The following is a 17,779-nucleotide window of genomic DNA, read 5'->3' as shown; positions in this document are numbered from 1 at the left end:
TTGCGCGCTGTAACGATGAAAAACATCGTTAACTACCGAGGGAGTCCCCCGATACCGTGGGTCCCGCCGCTGTAGCGATGTTTTTCATCGCTAAGGCATGCTGAACGGGCCAATTGCGCGCTGTAACGATGAAAAACATCGTTAACTACCGAGGGAGTCCCCCGATACCGTGGGTCCCGCCGCTGTAGCGATGTTTTTCATCGCTAAGGCATGCTGAACGGGCCTGCTGCCCCCACAAGTTACTGCACAGGAGCCTTTTTCACAACTTGCGGCCCCTTCACCATTTCCGCTTCAAACAGAGCTTGCAGCTCCGTAATTTTTCTAGGATCGGTAAGTGCCATTTTGTCCTTAAAATACTGTTCTACAACGAGCTCCCAAGTAGGCACGATCTTCTGGGCTGTAATGGAACGGATGGCAGTCTTCAGAAGTCGTCTTTCCTTTGCATTGCTGTAGACATCTACATATTGCTGCGTCCGTTCAAAATCAAGATCTTGAAAGATCGCTTTGAACACGAGTGACGTCATCCGCGCATCATCCAGCGCTCTGTGAGCGGAGCCTTCCGCTTCAATTTGCAAATCAAGCAGCGCGGCCTCGACACTGACATCATTCGTAACATTTTTGTAGCGGATAAAGCCCTTCAATAAATCGAAATAGTCGGCATTCATCCAGTACGCATCATCCAATTTATGCATTCTCGTATCGAAAACAATACGTTTCAAATCTTCTCCGCCCCACGTAACGAGTAGAAAAGCTTCACTCCGATTCAGCCAGTCGATGAAATCCGTAATGACACTGCGAAAGCCAGCGGCGACATCGATGTCCTCTTGCGGAATACCTGTCTTCTTTTTAATAAAACCGTTCAATTTGGAGAAATAAACCGGCTTGATCAGAGATGAGAACTCATCGACCTGCTGAAGCGAGTCATTAAGGCGTACAGCCCCAATCTCGATAACTTCCATAGGTAAATCGCTCGCAAATTTTCGGCCGTTAAATTCGATATCCAAAATAATGTAGTCCATGATGCTTGCCCCCGTTCTTTCTATTCCTATCATTTTAGCAGAAAATGTTTAGGCTGCCATCTTGGCTTTTCCATAGATTGTGCTAAGTACTATGCTGAATAGCAGTCCGATAAAGGACATGATGGAAATCCATAAGTAAAGCGATTGACCGCCAAAGCTTTCATAGAACCATCCGCCTAGGTACGATGCCACGATGCCAGATACGCCGAAGAACAGCAGAGCAAGAACTGTTTGACCGGTCGCTCTCCACTCCTCAGGCACAATGCGGTATAAATATTGGATCGCCGCGGAATAAAAGATTGGAAACGTGAAGGTTTGCAGAAGCTGTAAATAAACAAGTGCATGAGGTTCCGTAATCCATGAGGACAATAGAAAGCGAATGAAGTAAAAGAAAGCAGAGAAGGCGATGATTGCAAGTTCTTTCCCTTTACGCAGCCACCAGAAACTTAACGCGAAAACAAGGATTTCACTTCCTGCCGCTAAAAACCACGCTTGTCCGATCAAGTCAGGACTGCCGCCTAATTTTCGTATATATACGCCTAAAAATGTATCATTAATTCGCTGCGGAACGGCAACAATAAAGATTAGCACCATAAACCAAATTGTCTCTTTATTTCCTAGGAAATTACGCAAGCTTTTTAATGTGATTGGTTTACCAGTCACTGGTGCATCTGGAAGTGCTAAACAAATGATAAGGCTGATGATGCCGATCCCTCCGAAAAGGTAGCCTAAGCTGTTCAAGCCTAAATATTGAATCGCGTATCCAACGGCTAAGGACATAACGGCATAGCCAATTGCACCGAAAGTCCGTATGGAACCATAACTAACACCATTTGCTTCCGCTGTTTGGAAGTTCAGGCTTTCCGTTAACGGATCTAGCGGCATTAGGAAAAAGTACAAGAACATCGTAAACAGAAGCAGCACAATGAAGCTATTGGAGGTATATAAAAAATACCCTACAAGGCTTGAACACATTAATAGAAGCAGCATGACCTTCTTAATGGTTCTGGTCCTGTCACTGATCATGCCCCATAGCGGTTGTGAGAAGATGGTAATAATTCCTCCTGTACCTATGATCAGACCGATTTTGGTCGCAGGGAGCCCTTGGGCATCTAAATAAACAGGCAGAAATGATACGAACATGGCAAGCAGGGCAAAGTACAAAAAATTAAACGAACGTAAAAGATTTGAAGAGCTCATGATGACCGTAACCTTCCTAGTTGAAATTAGCTTATGTTTGCTGTAAAACTACATTCTAACATGATGCACGAGAGATTCCAAAAAGAAAAATGTCTCAGGAGCGAAGTAGGGTTCGTCTCAGCATCCACCAATATCTAGTATTTGGAGTTGCTATGTGAATTTATGCTGCACACAGGAACTACAGGGCGTTATTTCACCGAAAAACGCTATGAGCTGGCGAAGAGAAACTGTGGTCCGCTATTTCGTTGGTTTACTGGAAATCGTGCGCAAATAGCTCAAATAAGACACTATAGTTCCCATACTTCGCTGAAACCTCACATTTTCGCCAAAATAGCGTCCTGTAGTACCGGTCCTTGAAGCGAAATAGGCTTTTTTTGCTGTGTCGGCTTTTTTTATTATCAGGAATCGGCGTTTTTTATATAACCAAATGCAAGAATTGAAGATTGCTTAGGAGGATAAGTGTCTTTATGCTAGAAAAGTTGGTACAAACCATTCTCTAGAATTTTTCTTGCATGAAAATATGTCGATGAGGTGATCGTATTGGGAAAAATGAAAAAAATACTATCGGTCAGTATGGTTTCGAGTCTGCTTGTATCCTTCGTCCCTTTTTATGAAAGCGCTTATCCTAAAGCAGAGGCTGCTACTGCCAACCTGATGAGCAACGGCGGATTCGAACAAACAACAACGATCCTTGATGCGAACTGGAATGGTGTCACAAGTCCTGCTCCGGTCGGTTGGGGACTGTGGATTCCGACAGGAAGCGGCAAAGCGCCAAATCAAACGGTGAATGTCTCCTTAGATTCAACCACCTTTCATGAAGGGAGCAAATCTATTTTGTTTGACGCTTTTGCAACAAGCAGAGTTTCTGTCAATCAGAGTGTGTTGACGGTTACGCCAGGTAAATCCTATCGACTTAAAGTGTGGGTGAAAACCGATAATGTCACGGGCACTGGCGCCTATTTTAGAACACAGTATTATAACACCAGTAAAGTTGGTGACGGCCCTGCATCCGCCAAATTGCTTGGTACAAAGGATTGGACGATGCAGCAAGTTTTCATGACGATTCCAGCAAATGTCACGAAGCTGGTGATCGAACCGTTTCTTGAAACCGGTAAAGGGAAGGTATGGTTTGATGATATGAGTTTGGAGGAATATAACGGAGTTACGGGAATAACTCTGGATCAAAGTGCATTTTCTATGGCTCAGGGGGCATCGGTGGCGCTAGCTCCAACGTTCGTTCCGGCGAATGCGGCGGACAAAACGGTGATTTGGAGTTCAACGAATCCAAGTGTGGCAGCTGTGGATAACAACGGAAAGGTAACTGGTGTGGGACTGGGCTCCGCTACGATTACAGTCTCGACGCCAGACGGCACGATCAAAGCGCAATGTCTCGTTAACATTGAATCTGCAGAGCTGTATCAAGCCTACGCACAGATGCGGGCCAAATGGTTTAATAAGCTGACAGGCGGCACAAATTATGATCCCGCTGATGCAGATATTTCCGCCAATCTAGCAAAAATTGCAGATAGCGTAACGAATGCTAGTGGGACTGGCTTCTGGGACACGCTGGTCAAATCCGCGGACCGAACGCTTGTCTGGAATGACCTTGCGAGCACGACGGATTCGGCACAAGTCACGACTTCGTACGCGAGATTAAGGACGATGACGCTCGCTTATACGCTCAAGGGCTCTAGCTTATATCATAATGAAGCGCTAAAAACGGATATTTTAAACACGCTCGATTGGCTGAACGCTAACCGCTACAACGAGTCCAAAACCGAATATGGCAACTGGTGGGACTGGGAAATCGGCGCTCCGCAAATTATGAATGATATTCTCGTGCTGATGTATGAACAGTTAACACCTTCTCAGATTACGAAACATATGAAAGCGATCGACCGATTTGTCCCTGATCCGAAAAAGCGTACGCTCAACAATGTTGTTGAAACCGGCGCCAATCTGCTGGACAAAGCGCTTGTTGTTACAATGCGGGGGATCATCGGCAATAACAGCGCAAAAATTACGCAAGGCCGCGACCCGATTGGTCCCGAATTTGTTTATGCCAATCATGGAGACGGTGTATACATAGATGGTTCGTTAGTTCAGCATACGAATATTGCGTACACGGCAGGTTATGGTGCTGTATGGCTTAGTCGGGCTGCTGATATGACGTACGTTCTTAACGGCTCCCCATGGCCTGTAACGGATCCCAACGTTAACAATGTGTATCAATGGGTGACAGACACGTTCGAACCCGTTATTTACAAAGGACTTTACATGGATATGGTGAATGGCCGAGGTATTTCCAGACAAGCATCAGGCAGCGCTAGAAGTACGATTACGACTTTACTTCGTCTAGCCGAAGGAGCACCGGCAGACGTTGCACTTTCTATTAAGCGGATGGCGAAGGAATGGATTTTGACCGACACGACCTATGCGAATTATGTGGATGGACTGCCGATTTATGAGCTAGCTTTAATTAAAGAGCTAATGAGCGATTCAACCATTGTGCCCAGAGGAGAATTGCGACGCAATCAAGTATTTGCCGGCATGGATCGTGTGGTTCATTTGCGTGATGGTTATGGCTTTGGACTAAGCCTTTTCTCGAACCGGATTTCTGCTTTTGAAAAAGGAAATAACGAAAATCTCAAGGGCTGGTACACGGGAATCGGGATGACGTTCTTATACGATCAGGATCTTAATCAGTACCGCAATGATTTCTGGCCGACTGTGGATTCATTCCGTTTGCCAGGAACAACGACGGATCAGTCGGGGAAAGGTGTGACCCCTGGCGAGTGGACCTCATACATGAACGCTAAAAATTGGGTAGGCGGTTCCTCCATCGAAGGCCTATATGGTGCGGCAGGCATGGACTTTTCCATGGATAAAGTGACAGGAAGCACGCTGCAAGGCAAAAAATCGTGGTTCATGTTCGATGATGAAATCGTTGCTTTAGGAGCAGGGATTTCGAAAGGTTCAGCAGCGAATGCGCCAGTTGAAACCATCATCGATAATCGGAAACTGAGTGACGCTGGAGACAATTCGCTTATAGTCAACGGTTCTGTCCAATCGACTCAGCTTGGCTGGTCAGGAACGATTAATCAAGTGAAGTGGGCACATTTAGCCGGTAATGTAACGGATTCAGACATCGGCTATTATTTCCCGGAATCTTCGAGCATCTATGGCTTGCGTGAAGCGAGAACGGGAAGCTGGCAAGAGATTAACAGCGGACAATCGAATACACCGATTACGCGCAACTATTTAAGCTTGGCTTTCGAACACGGTCAAAATCCGACGAATGCTTCCTATGCCTATGTCATGCTGCCGCACAAGGATGCTGCGGCAACAGAGGCATACAGTCAATCGCCGAATGTTGAAATTTTAAGCAATACAGCCGATGTTCATGCTGTGAAAGAGAAGCAGCTAGGCATTACAGCAGCTAATTTCTGGAACCCAGGTTCAATAGGAGGCATTACTGCAGGCAATCCGGCTTCCGTTATGGTGAAGGAATCAGAGACTGAGCTTTCCATCGCGGTATCCGATCCAACGCAAGTGCAGAGTTTGATTTCGCTTGAGCTGAATAAAACGGGCTTGCAGTTCGTTAGCGGTGACAGCACGATTACGGTACAGCAAACTTCTCCTGTCTTAAAGCTGGATATTCAAGTTGCCAACTCGTTTGGTAAGACGCATGTCATTACCTTCAAGAAGGACGGTGCAGCTCCGGTAACGACGGATGACGCGAAATCAGGGTGGCAGCGCACCGCGCAAACAGTTACATTAACGGCAAGCGATGCTGATAGCGGCGTACAAACAACGATGTACAGCCTTGATAATGGTGTCTTTACGGAAGGAAACACGGTTTCAGTTTCTGAGGATGGCGTGCATCAAATTCGTTATTACAGTGTTGATCAAGCCGGCAATCAAGAACCAGTCAAAACGGTTGAAGTCAAAATCGATACAAAGGGGCCAGTTATCACATCTACGGTCACGAAGGATGTTTATTGGACAGATGGTGGCATTCTAAACTTCGACGTGAGTGATGGAGGAAGCGGAGTGGTTGCCAAATCTGTTAGACTTGACGGTGCAAGTGTTAGCCTTCCCTATACGTACAAACCGTTCTCGCTTCGTATTGGTGAGCATCAAGTAAATGTGGCGGCAACGGATGCTGCAGGGAATGAAGTGGCACTGAACTATGTGCTAAAGGTGCATATGGATGTCATGCATTTGGATGAAGCAGTGCGTTATGCCTACCAACAAGGCTGGATTACGAATCAAGGCATCTATAACAGCCTGTTGATGATGGTTGAGGCTTTGCAAAAGCATAAGGATGACAACGGCGTCAAAATAGCTCTAAATGCCATAGAACAGTATGTTCGAGCTCAATCAGGTAAAAAAATCGACAGCAATTTTGCAACATTTTTGCTGAATGCCATCTCATTTTTGAAGGCATAAACATCCTAATAGGGTTTTCCCAAAAGTCATGAATATGGCGGAGGGAAAGCCCTTTCTTTTTTTTGCGGAAAGGCATTCCTACTTCTTCCAATTCATACGAGGACGGTTTACAATAGCGGAAGAGGAGTTGATGTCTAATGGGTTCGAAGAACGTAAAGCTGGTTCTGGACGCTAAAGCCACTCTAGGAGAAGGACCAAGCTGGAATGAAGAGGAGAAAGCGCTCTATTGGGTTGATATTCTAGGTGAAAAGTTTTGTAGGTTTTATCCGGAAACGGGTCAAAATGAATCATTTCTTATTGGCGAATATGTAGGTGCAGTTGTTTGCTCTAGGAAAGATGAGGTCGTTTTGGCGACACAATCCGGTTTTCAATCCTACCACACGCAGCAGCACACTTTAACGCCTCTTGTTGATCCAGAAGCACATTTGCACTCCAATCGGTTCAACGATGGAAAATGTGATAGCCACGGCCGATTTTGGGCGGGAACGATGGAAATCATAGAAAAAGGGGCAACAGGCTCCCTCTATGTGCTTGAAACAGATTATAGCTACCGCAAAGTTCACGAGGGTGTGGGTGTATCCAACGGAATTGCCTGGAGCCTTGATGAAAAAGAGATGTATTATATTGATTCAATGAGAAAACAGGTGCTAGTTTTTGATTTTGATGTGGAAAAAGGAGAAATTAGCCGTCCTAGAACATTGATCGATTTCACTAGTGAACAAGGATTTCCAGACGGTATGACGATCGATGCAGAAGGGATGTTGTGGATCGCTCACTGGGATGGTTGGCAGGTGTCCCGCTGGAATCCTCGAACGGGTACTAAACTGGAGAGCATCGCAGTCCCAGCGGCGAAAGTAACCTCGTGTATTTTTGGCGGAGATGACCTGGACATTTTATACATTACGAGCGCACGAAAAGGGCTTGAGGATGAAAAAGCAGGAGATCAACCTCACGCTGGAGGCATTTTTGCTGTCAAACCTGGTGTTAAAGGAACGAAGACGCATGCATTCGGTGCACCATACATAGAGCAAAAGGAGTAGTTATATGTCATTAGAACCTAATCAACTAACCATTCAGTATATTGGACAGGTTGGCGTTATTTTGCGAAAAAACGACATTGCCATAGCAATTGACCCGTATTTGACAGATTCTGTCGATCAACTCGGAGGGTCTCCCAATGGGTTCTGGCTGAGAAGGTACGCACCACCAGTGAAACCCGAGACATTGACGGATCTGGATCTTGTACTTTGTACGCACGAACATATGGATCATATGGATCCGGGGACGCTGCGGGCTATTGCGGAGGCATCTCCGAGCTGCCGATTCGGTGCTCCTAAGGTTTGCTTGCCGGCGCTAGAGGCGATGGGGATTACCCCAAGTAGGCTGCAGGCGCTTGGTGTTCAGGAGGCTTGGTCGTTCACTGACGAGCTGAGTATTCAACCGATACCAGCGTGGCATGAAGAGCGTGTGCAGGATGAAGGGGGCTGGGACCATTATTTAGGCTACATGCTAAAATGGGACAACTTATGCCTCTATCATGCAGGCGATACGCTTTTGAAGGATGAGTTGGTTGAAGCGCTGTCGGGTTATACCATTGATGTAGGCTTCCTGCCGATTAATGGCCGGGATATTTTCCGCAACAGACTTGGCGTCGTTGGCAATATGAACGCTCTGGAAGCGGCAGACCTGGCTGCTTATCTTCATTTTGATATCGTGGTGCCTGTTCACTTCGATATGTATCCTAATAATAGTGAAGGCATTTCGCCGTTCGTGGAGAGGCTTTATCAGAAGCATCTGGGGCAGAAGTTTCATATTTTTCAACCAGGTGAGACGCTTGTGTATAGGAAAGTGAAATAGTGATAAGGCCGTTTAATGTCAGTCTGAGTTAGACACTAAGCGGCCTTATTTTCAGAACATTCGACATGACCGAGCGGTGAAAATAGGCCACTTAGGCTATTGTAACTAAGCACATCTTCATCTACAGATATCACATGTTCTGTGATATGCTGAAGAGGCTGGTACGAACCTAAACAGCTGCTAACATGACCATTATGAATGGAGTGTTGTTCAGATGAAAATGTACCAATCCGTTGACTATATCCAGCAAACTGAGAAAATCGCGCTTTACAAGCTTCATCAACAGGCGAATGAGCCGGAGCATACGCACAATTTTGTTGAGCTGGTTTATATCTGTCAAGGAGCCGGCTATCATCAAGTGAATGGGAAGTCATTTGCCGTGCAGCGCGGAGACTTTTTGTTCATGAATGTTGGGGATCGGCACTCATTTGAAATTCAGAAGAACATGCAGTATATGAATATCTTGCTGGACCCTGAGTTTTTGAGCAATCGTCTGCATGCTACCGAAAGCGCTTCCGAGTTTCTCCCGCTCAAACTGTTTCAGGAGTTTAAGTCCTCACTCGCGAATCCTTCACCGCACGTCACGTTCAGGGGGAAAAGCATGATTGAGGTCGAGCAGCTGCTCGAAACGATGTACACGGAATATTACGGTAAAAAGAGCGGTTACTTGGCTATGCTTCACGGCTACGCGACATTGTTGTTGACACGGATGTTCAGATCGATGCAAGAAAACTTACATAATTCAGAATTGCGAACAGCGTATCACATGCTCCCTCAGTTGTTGTCTTACATCGAGGAGCATTATGCGGGGCATATTACGCTAAATGATTTGGCTAAAGAGAGTTTTTATTCCCCCTACTATTTGAGCAAAATGTTCAAAGATTGCCTGGGGTTCACCTTTACGGAATACGTTCACGACGTTAGGCTGCGCGAAGCGAAGCGAATGCTGCTGGAAACGAAGGATTCTGTCGAAAGCATCGGACGAAGTGTCGGTTATGAGGATAAAACGCAGTTTTTCCGCCTTTTTAAGCAAACCTTGGGCATGACGCCTCAGCAGCTTAGGAAGCAGATGTGAAAGTGCGCTTGAAGAGCGACTACGATGGAGAAGTGCTTGAAGCAAATGCAAATATGAGGGATAAGCGCGTGAAAAGCGAGTACGAACAATTAGATTTGTAAACGCTTAATATGGGAAAAAGGATGATTGGCCTGCTCCGTTTTTGGAGTGGGCTATTTGTGTTTGGGTAGGTTGTTGGGACTGGGTGCTGGCGGCCAGGCGAGTGATAAGCGTTTGGAGCGAGTCGCGCAGGTTAGCGATGGAAAACAGCGTTAGAGCGAAGGAACACGTAGATTGGGGTGACTTCTACGATAGCTAAGGATGTTTTACATCGTTACAGCGGGCATTTGGAGCGAGTCGCGCAGGTTAGCGATGGAAAACAGCGTTAGAGCGAAGGAACACGTAGATTGGGGTGACTTCTACGATAGCTAAGCATGTTTTACATCGTTACAGCAGGCAATTGGAGCATTCAGCACACGTTAGCGATGAAAAACAGCGTTAGAGTGAAGGAACACGTAGATTGGGGTGACTTCTACGATAGCTAAGCATGTTTTACATCGTTACAGCAGGAAATTGGAGCGTTCAGGACACGTTAGCGATGAAAAACAGCGTTAGAGTGAAGGAACACGTAGATTGGGGTGACTTCTACGATAGTTAAGCATGTTTTACAACGTTACAGCAGGAAATTGGAGCGTTTAGGCCAAAACACAAGTCCTGTTTTGACTTTGTGGGACTTTCTTTGCAAATATGCGACTCAGCGCTTGAGTCCAGCTTTTGTCTCTATGCCGCCTCCATGTTGAGGCGGCATATCTTCATTTTCATAGCAGCAAATGATGTCGAGAAACTATTGGTAGCGATTACATTTTATGCGCAAAGAGCCGATTCGGTCTAATCTTGTCGAATCTTAACGATGAGTAGTGTGTTTAGTGAAGATAGTGAATTTTCAGAAAATAAGGTTGATTATTAGGGGCAATCTCCATAACAATGAGGATGAGTCCACAAACTCAAAAACATTTTATGAAATCGGAGGGTTGCAAATGAAGTCAAGGAGGAAGTCGATTATTTTACTCCTGGTTTCAGCACTCATGTTGACGCTTGTACTTGGGGGGTGTCAAGACAGTCCAGCTTCGACAACTCCAGCGCCAACGACTGCTGCGGTACAAGCAACGAAAGCGCCGGATCCAACAAAAGCACCTGACGGTGGGGGCGGACAGCCTGCGCAATTGACAGACTTTAAGGATTCACCGGTTTTGGCGTCAAAAGGGCTGCCACCCGTGAAAGATCGCTTGCCAAGCGATTATAAATTCACGAATGAAATACCGGAGAGCCAAATGAAATACGAAGTAGGTACGTTTGGCGGTGTATTGAGAACGGTTACATCGGCGCCAAACTGGGATGCTGACGTTTTCGTCATGAGCAATGAACCGCTGCTCAACACACCGGGTATTCTGGGCGACACGATTACAGGTAACGTGCTCAAAGATTACAAAGTCAGCGATGATCAAAAAACATTCACTTTCTCCATGCGCAAAGGATTGAAATGGTCCGACGGGAAGCCGGTTACAACGGAAGACGTCAGATTTACGGTTGAGGATATTTTGAACGATCCTGAGCTGACGCCAATCTTTCCTGTATGGCTGCGTGGCGGCGGTGAAGCGGATGCGGCTCCGATGAAACTGGAAGTTATCGACGACTTGAACTTCAAGCTGACGTTCGACCGTCCGTACGGAGGTATCCTGATTCGCTTCGCTATTCAAGGCTGGCGTGGATACACAGAGCTCATTCGTCCGGCGCATTACCTCAAACAGTTCCACAAAAAATATACACCGATGGATAAACTGGAGCCATTGATTAAAGAAGGAGGCTTCCAGCCTGGCGAATGGTTCAATCTTTTTAACGATAAAGATATTACGAACTGGGAACTTGCGAATAAGAAAGCTGTTGGATTCCCTGTCCTTTATCCGTGGATGATGACCAAAACAACAGAAAGCTTAACAACGTATGAGCGCAACCCCTATTACTTCAAAGTAGACAGTGCAGGCAACCAATTGCCGTACATCGACAGCATCCAAAGTACGCTCGTACAAGACATTGAGATGGTTGGTTTAAAAACGATTTCAGGAGAAGTCGACTTCTCCAGAGAATCAGCAGCTCTGATCAAAATGCCGCTTTATCGTGAAAATGAGAAAAACGGCTACAAAGCATTGCTGGCCAACATGCACGTTACGCCAACGGATATCTTCCTGAACGAAACGTTCAACGATCCGAACTGGCAAAAAGTCGTTCAGGATGTTCGCTTCCGCAAGGCGCTAAGTCTCGCGCTCAACCGCAAAGAGATCATTGACACGATCTACTATGGCTTTGCGAAACCGGGCAGCATCGAAGATCCGACATATGATCTGGCTGCAGCGAACAAATTGCTTGATGAGATGGGCCTCGCCAAAGGAGCAGACGGCAAACGTCTTGGACCGGATGGCAAAGTGTTCACGATTCCGTTCGAAGTTGGAGCCCAAGCACCGGATATCGTGCCATTGACGCAATTGATCGTGGAGATGTGGAAGCAGCTTGGTCTGAACGTCACGATGAAAACGATCGACCAAACGCTCTGGACCACTCGGAATACGAATAATGAATTGCAAGCAACCATGATTTGGACACATACACCGCTCTGGTACATGGGCGATTGGGGTACGCAGCTTTGGGGAGCACAATGGGATCTCTGGCGTACTTCAGGCGGTAAGAACGGTCAAGAGCCGCCTGCAGACATCAAGAACCTATACAAAATGATCAACGACGCTGCAGCTGCCAAACCAGAAGATGCTAAGAAAAAAGTAGCTGAAATTAAACAAGTAATGAAAGACAAAGTGTACTATTTCATTCCGATTACAGAAGTGAAGCAGCCTCTCATCGTCAATGCGAAGCTGCGCAACATCCCGAATGACACCAGCTTTGCGATCGGCGCGAACTTCAGCGGCGAGCAGTTCTTCTTTAGTAAATGAGATTAGTAAATAATTAGCAAATAATTGAACAGGAACCTTGTGTGAGCCCGGACGGCGGCAGGTCGTTTGATCCGGGCTCCACGGTTCGTTCAGAGACAGGGTACATTTTTGGAAGGAGGAATCACATGCTGAACTATATCTCGTATCGGCTCCTGCAGCTTATCCCGCTGCTTGTTGCCATCAGTATTATCGTTTTTGTGATCATTCAGCTTCCACCTGGGGATTTCTTGACACAATATATTGCCACGTTAAAGCAGTCCGGATCGGCGGTTTCAGAAAGTACGGTCATTAACCTCCAGCAGCTTTATGGGTTAGATAAATCTTTGATTGTTCAATACATCATTTGGATCAAAAATATTATTCTTCACGGTGACTTAGGTCGATCCTTTCAATGGAATCAGCCTGTGACAGAAGTCATTGGTCCAAGACTGGCGTTGACAGTTATCATATCGCTCATTTGCCTAGTTTTCGTGTGGCTGATCGCGATTCCTATTGGGATTTATTCAGCGACACATCAATACTCGGCACTTGACTATGTGTTTACGTTTATAGGCTTCATTGGTCTGGCAATGCCAGGATTTCTTATTGCTTTGATTATTGTGTATGTCATTTTTGCACAAACAGGTGTTTCGATCACTGGCTTATTCTCAGCCCAATACGTGGATGCCCCATGGACGATGGACAAAATCATGAATATGCTGCCAAGGCTCATTATTCCAGTCGTCGTTATTGGCATGTCAGGAACAGCATCGCTGATCCGTATTACACGTGGGATGCTGCTGGATGAGTTGTCGAAGCAGTATGTCATTACCGCTAGAGCCAAAGGTGTTCCCGAGGGCAAGCTGCTATTCAAATATCCAGTTCGATTAGCGATCAATCCGCTGATTTCGACCATCGGCTGGACACTTCCGGCGCTTATTTCAGGGGAAGCTATCGTTTCGATCGTGCTGAACTTGCAAACAACAGGGCCGATGCTGCTCAAAGCTCTGATGTTCCAGGACGTGTACTTAACGGGAAGCTTCCTGTTAATTCTAAGCGTGATGACGGTTATCGGGACGTTGCTGTCAGATATCTTGCTAGCGTTCGTTGACCCGAGAATACGCTTCGGGGGTGTTGCAGAATGAGTGCGATTACGACGATTGCGAATCGATTTCGGAGGACTAAGGTGAACAACCGGAACCGAGTCGGAGCCGATAATCAATACGAGGTTGCTTCCCAGTGGCAGCTGATGTGGTGGAAATTCATTAAACACAAAATGGCTGTTTTTTCTGCGGTTGTGTTGATTTTATTTTATTTGGTAGCCATCTTCTGTGAATTTTTGGCGCCAACGGTGCAGGAGGCGAGGTACACCGATTATAAGAACGCAGCGCCGCAAAAAATTCATTTTGTCGATCCGAATAATGGCTTTCAGCTTAGACCGTTTGTCTACGGGATGAGCGAGAAAGTCGATCCAAATACGTTTAAACGCACATTCTCGGAAGATCCCGCGAAGAAGTTTGAGATTTATTTTTTCACAAAAGGCGAGCCGTATAAACTTTGGGGGTTAATCCCGATGGAAAGTCATTTGTTCGGATTGAAAAATCCAAAAGATGCGCTCATTCTGATGGGAACCGATAAGCTGGGACATGACCTCCTGTCCAGAATCATTTATGGAGCTAGAATTTCGCTCTCTTTCGGACTGCTCGGCATCGTTGTAACCCTCATTCTGGGATTAGTGCTTGGCGGAATATCCGGTTATCTGGGCGGTGTGATGGACACTATCATTCAACGAACGATTGATTTGCTCATCTGTATTCCGACCATTCCGCTTTGGATGGCGCTTACAGCTGCTTTACCAAGAGATTGGTCAGCGCTGCAAACGTACTTCGGACTGATTCTCATCTTCTCCATCATTGGCTGGACAGGACTTGCTCGCGTTGTGCGGGGGAAAATATTGTCTCTGCGCGAAGAGGATTTCACTATGGCGGCCAGACTTGCCGGAGCAAGTGATTTCCGCATTATTCGCAAACATTTGCTGCCGTCTTTCGCCAGCTATATCATCGTGAACGTGACGCTTTCGATTCCCGGAACGATTCTGGGAGAGACTGCTTTAAGCTTCCTTGGGATCGGGCTTCAGGCGCCGGTTGTAAGCTGGGGAGTGCTGCTGCAGGATGCGCAAAACCTGGAAACACTAGCCCATCACCCCTGGTTGTTGTGGCCGGCAGCATTCATTATCATGACGGTCTTAATGTTTAATTTCCTTGGGGACGGACTGCGCGATGCGGCAGATCCATACAAATAGGAGGTGGAGTGAATGTCAAATAGGGATAACGTCATATTGGAAATGAAGGACGTGAAAGTTCACTTCCATTTGGATGAAGGCATCTTGAAAGCGGTCGACGGTGTTGATCTGCAAATCAAACGTGGCATGACACTTGGCATCGTCGGCGAAAGCGGCTGCGGCAAAAGCGTCACATCGCAAGCGCTGCTGCGTATTGTGCCCAAGCCAGGTCAAGTGGAAGGCGAGATCAAGCTGCAGCGAAGCGGTGCCGGGAGCAAGGAAGCCGTCGACTTGGTGAAGCTGGACCCGAGGGGGAAGGAAATTCGGGATATCCGGGGCGATGAGATCGCGATGATTTTCCAGGAGCCAATGAAGGCATTTTCTCCCATCCATACAGTAGGCAATCAAATTATGGAAGCGATCTTACTGCACGTGACACAGGATAAAAAAGAAGCTTACCGCATGGCGGTGGACATCCTGCGCAAGGTCGGCATGTCCAATCCCGAGCAGCGGCTTAGCGAGTATCCGCATCAGCTTTCGGGCGGGATGAGGCAGCGGGCCATGATCGCCATGGCGCTGTCCTGCAACCCCTCGATTCTCATCGCAGATGAGCCAACGACAGCCTTGGATGTCACTGTTCAAGCGCAGGTGCTTCAATTGATTAATGATCTGAAGGCTAATCATGATACATCGGTCATTTTCATCACGCATGACCTTGGCGTTATAGCCGAAATGTCGGACGAAGTGGCGGTCATGTATTTGGGTAAAGTCGTCGAATATACAGATGTTGACTCCTTATTTCATCATCCGAAACATCCGTATACGAAGGCGCTGCTGAACTCAATACCGGCTATCGGCAGGGAGAACAAAAGGCTGGAATCCATTGAAGGAACTGTTCCATTTCCGATGAATTTGCCGAAGGGCTGCGGCTTTTATACGCGCTGCAAAATGGCGATCGACGGTGTATGCAACGTAGCGGACGTGCCTCTTGTCGAGGTTAGAAAGGATCACAAAGTTCGCTGCTTATTGGTTGAAACGGAGCTTAAAGAAGCCGAGGTGGTCTCATGACAGTACAAACAGACGAACTCATTCTTGATGTGAACTATATGCGGAAATATTTCCCGATTAAAAAAGGGTTCTTACAAAAAAACGTAGGTTATGTCAAAGCCGTCGATGATGTCCAGTTTCATATCCGTCCTGGTGAAACGTTCGGGCTTGTCGGCGAATCTGGCTGCGGTAAAACAACACTTGGTCGCTGTATCCTTCGAGCAATTGAACCAACCTCGGGTTCGGTGCGTTTTCGGGACCGCCAAGGTCACATGCAGGAAGTGCTGCAGCTAGACGCCAAGGAATTGCGCGCTATTCGGCGAGACATGCAGCTCATCTTCCAAGACCCCTATTCTTCGCTCAATCCTCGGATGACGGTGCTCAACATCATTGCCGAGCCGCTCGTCTGTAACGGCATGTCACATGGCGCCGAGCTCAAAGAGCGCGTGGCTGACCTCATGGAGATGGTAGGCCTGAACAGTCGGCATCTGGAGCGATATCCGCACGCTTTCAGCGGAGGTCAACGCCAACGGATCGGTATTGCGCGTGCTTTGGCGACGAATCCGAAGTTCATCGTTTGCGATGAAGCCGTATCGGCTTTGGATGTGTCCGTACAAGCGCAGATTATTAATCTGCTGCAGGATCTACAGGAAAAGCTGAACTTGTCCTATTTGTTTATTTCTCATGATCTTGGTGTTATCCAGCATATATCTAACCGTGTTGGTGTTATGTATGTTGGCAAAATGGTAGAGACAGCGGCAACGAAAGATTTGTTTGCTGCTCCGAAGCACCCTTACACAGAGGCGCTGCTTTCTGCGAAGCCGGTACCTGACCCTCGCAAGAAGTCGAACCGCATTATTTTGCAAGGTGAAGTCGCTAACCCAGCGAATCCGCCATCTGGCTGCTATTTCCATCCGAGATGTGCCTACGCCAAAGACATTTGCAAAAATCAAGCCCCTGAGCTCAAGCAGGTTGGCGATGGGCATTACGCAGCTTGTCATTTTGCAGGGGAGCTTGACCTTAGGGGGGCAACGTCGATATGACGTATATTCTGCTTACACTGCTCATATTCTTCGTCTGCCTAAGTCTAATTATGCTGGGCTCGTTATGGTATATGAGGATGCTGCTCGAGAAAATGGTCGGAGGCAAGCTGCGTGACTTGGAGACACTTACAGCGACGGGTACAATCCCTGAAACGTGGACGGCCAAGTATAACGAGCGCATGATTCAACATCAAAAGCTGGGCAATAGCAAGCAAGTGGACCGAATTGAACGAATGGCACGAAAGTCATATTTGAACAAAATCGGTAAGCTGATAGCCTTTGTAAAGAAATCGACGCTGGTAGAAAGTGAAGAATCGCGAAAAGCTACGCTGCGCACCCTGCAAAGAGTGGAACGAGAATGGAGGGACGCTAACACGTATGGATCCTTTTCTTGAAATGAAGCAGCGTGATCCAGCAGCTGGGTACAAATCGGTAGGAATTACCGTGATTACTGCGGCGATCGGCATTATGAATTGGTTCGAACTGCGGAGCCTGCTGCTGGTTTTGCTTACTTTTTTTGGCGTTAAACGTTCCTCTTGGCAGGGTATTGATAATATGACTTTTTTACTTATGGGTGTCATTTGGCTCGCTTACGTGTTCTACTGCCAGTACTATTTGAAAAAGAAAGCAGAAGCTAAGCAGGTGCTGCAAGCTTCAGCCATGCTGTTAGCCATTCAGTTGGGGATTTTATTCGTATGCAATCTCCTCTCGCATGTTTTGCTGAGGGTACCGTTTGAAGCGTACATGATGCTTTTTTTGATCATTGAAGGCGTATTGACTGTATTGCTAGGCTGGTTTGCTTGGGGTTCGGCTCGCAAGAGGGTCTTGCGATAATTTGTAGACAAAGG

Annotated in this window: 13 protein-coding genes; 11 read left to right on the top strand and 2 right to left on the bottom strand. The window is 46.8% G+C overall.

Annotation, left to right across the window (positions count from 1 at the left end):
• Nucleotides 1-239 precede the first annotated feature (239 nt).
• Complete coding sequence (locus AC58VC_RS12050; RefSeq protein WP_497368975.1) at nt 240-1,019, bottom strand: 3'-5' exonuclease; 780 nt, start codon at nt 1,017-1,019, stop codon at nt 240-242.
• 48 nt (nt 1,020-1,067) lie between these two features.
• Entirely contained in the window at nt 1,068-2,219 is a 1,152-nt protein-coding gene (locus tag AC58VC_RS12045) for an MFS transporter (protein WP_497368974.1), read from the bottom strand.
• A gap of 549 nt (nt 2,220-2,768) precedes the next feature.
• Here AC58VC_RS12045 and AC58VC_RS12040 point away from each other — a divergent pair.
• From AC58VC_RS12040 to AC58VC_RS11990, 11 genes are all read left to right on the top strand, one after another.
• Nucleotides 2,769-6,671 carry a polysaccharide lyase family 8 super-sandwich domain-containing protein gene (locus AC58VC_RS12040; protein WP_497368973.1) on the top strand — a complete coding sequence of 1,301 codons (3,903 nt, stop codon included), beginning with the start codon at nt 2,769-2,771 and terminating at the stop codon, nt 6,669-6,671.
• A 137-nt stretch (nt 6,672-6,808) separates the two neighbouring features.
• The gene (locus tag AC58VC_RS12035; protein ID WP_497368972.1) at nt 6,809-7,711 is read left to right on the top strand and encodes an SMP-30/gluconolactonase/LRE family protein; all 903 of its coding nucleotides are present in this window, start codon (nt 6,809-6,811) and stop codon (nt 7,709-7,711) included.
• Between the two features lie 4 nt (nt 7,712-7,715).
• Entirely contained in the window at nt 7,716-8,528 is an 813-nt protein-coding gene (locus tag AC58VC_RS12030) for an MBL fold metallo-hydrolase (protein ID WP_497368971.1), read from the top strand.
• A 214-nt stretch (nt 8,529-8,742) separates the two neighbouring features.
• On the top strand, nt 8,743-9,603 hold the full coding sequence (locus tag AC58VC_RS12025) for an AraC family transcriptional regulator (protein WP_497368970.1): 861 nt from the start codon (nt 8,743-8,745) through the stop codon (nt 9,601-9,603).
• A 1,016-nt stretch (nt 9,604-10,619) separates the two neighbouring features.
• Nucleotides 10,620-12,581: an ABC transporter substrate-binding protein gene (locus tag AC58VC_RS12020; RefSeq protein WP_497368969.1), complete on the top strand. Its 1,962-nt coding sequence runs from the start codon at nt 10,620-10,622 to the stop codon at nt 12,579-12,581.
• Nucleotides 12,582-12,706: 125 nt separating this feature from the next.
• Nucleotides 12,707-13,705: an ABC transporter permease gene (locus AC58VC_RS12015; protein WP_145657296.1), complete on the top strand. Its 999-nt coding sequence runs from the start codon at nt 12,707-12,709 to the stop codon at nt 13,703-13,705.
• Nucleotides 13,702-14,862, top strand: a complete 1,161-nt coding sequence (locus tag AC58VC_RS12010; protein WP_497368968.1) for an ABC transporter permease — start codon at nt 13,702-13,704, stop codon at nt 14,860-14,862. The genes AC58VC_RS12015 and AC58VC_RS12010 overlap by 4 nt, the downstream gene beginning before the upstream one ends.
• 12 nt (nt 14,863-14,874) lie before the next feature.
• A complete protein-coding gene (locus tag AC58VC_RS12005; protein ID WP_497368967.1) occupies nt 14,875-15,909 on the top strand; it encodes an ABC transporter ATP-binding protein in 1,035 nt (344 codons plus the stop codon).
• The gene (locus AC58VC_RS12000; protein WP_497368966.1) at nt 15,906-16,931 is read left to right on the top strand and encodes an ABC transporter ATP-binding protein; all 1,026 of its coding nucleotides are present in this window, start codon (nt 15,906-15,908) and stop codon (nt 16,929-16,931) included. The genes AC58VC_RS12005 and AC58VC_RS12000 overlap by 4 nt, the downstream gene beginning before the upstream one ends.
• On the top strand, nt 16,928-17,326 hold the full coding sequence (locus tag AC58VC_RS11995; RefSeq protein WP_497368965.1) for a hypothetical protein: 399 nt from the start codon (nt 16,928-16,930) through the stop codon (nt 17,324-17,326). The genes AC58VC_RS12000 and AC58VC_RS11995 overlap by 4 nt, the downstream gene beginning before the upstream one ends.
• Entirely contained in the window at nt 17,310-17,765 is a 456-nt protein-coding gene (locus AC58VC_RS11990; RefSeq protein WP_497368964.1) for a hypothetical protein, read from the top strand. The genes AC58VC_RS11995 and AC58VC_RS11990 overlap by 17 nt, the downstream gene beginning before the upstream one ends.
• The last annotated feature ends 14 nt before the right edge of the window (nt 17,766-17,779 follow it).

The sequence above is a fragment of the Paenibacillus sp. J22R67 genome, from assembly GCF_059692175.1.
The sequence above is the reverse complement of the archived record's forward strand: the minus strand, read 5'-3'. Positions and strand labels throughout refer to the sequence as shown.

Bases quoted from the DNA above. Each gene is read 5' to 3' on its own strand.
- AC58VC_RS12050 (WP_497368975.1), bottom strand. From the start codon at position 1,019: ATGGACTACATTATTTTGGATATCGAATTTAACGGCCGAAAATTTGCG.
- AC58VC_RS12005 (WP_497368967.1), top strand. From the start codon at position 14,875: ATGTCAAATAGGGATAACGTCATATTGGAAATGAAGGACGTGAAAGTT.
- AC58VC_RS12015 (WP_145657296.1), top strand. From the start codon at position 12,707: ATGCTGAACTATATCTCGTATCGGCTCCTGCAGCTTATCCCGCTGCTT.
- AC58VC_RS11990 (WP_497368964.1), top strand. From the start codon at position 17,310: ATGGATCCTTTTCTTGAAATGAAGCAGCGTGATCCAGCAGCTGGGTAC.
- AC58VC_RS12020 (WP_497368969.1), top strand. From the start codon at position 10,620: ATGAAGTCAAGGAGGAAGTCGATTATTTTACTCCTGGTTTCAGCACTC.
- AC58VC_RS12030 (WP_497368971.1), top strand. From the start codon at position 7,716: ATGTCATTAGAACCTAATCAACTAACCATTCAGTATATTGGACAGGTT.
- AC58VC_RS11995 (WP_497368965.1), top strand. From the start codon at position 16,928: ATGACGTATATTCTGCTTACACTGCTCATATTCTTCGTCTGCCTAAGT.
- AC58VC_RS12010 (WP_497368968.1), top strand. From the start codon at position 13,702: ATGAGTGCGATTACGACGATTGCGAATCGATTTCGGAGGACTAAGGTG.
- AC58VC_RS12035 (WP_497368972.1), top strand. From the start codon at position 6,809: ATGGGTTCGAAGAACGTAAAGCTGGTTCTGGACGCTAAAGCCACTCTA.
- AC58VC_RS12040 (WP_497368973.1), top strand. From the start codon at position 2,769: ATGAAAAAAATACTATCGGTCAGTATGGTTTCGAGTCTGCTTGTATCC.
- AC58VC_RS12025 (WP_497368970.1), top strand. From the start codon at position 8,743: ATGAAAATGTACCAATCCGTTGACTATATCCAGCAAACTGAGAAAATC.
- AC58VC_RS12000 (WP_497368966.1), top strand. From the start codon at position 15,906: ATGACAGTACAAACAGACGAACTCATTCTTGATGTGAACTATATGCGG.
- AC58VC_RS12045 (WP_497368974.1), bottom strand. From the start codon at position 2,219: ATGAGCTCTTCAAATCTTTTACGTTCGTTTAATTTTTTGTACTTTGCC.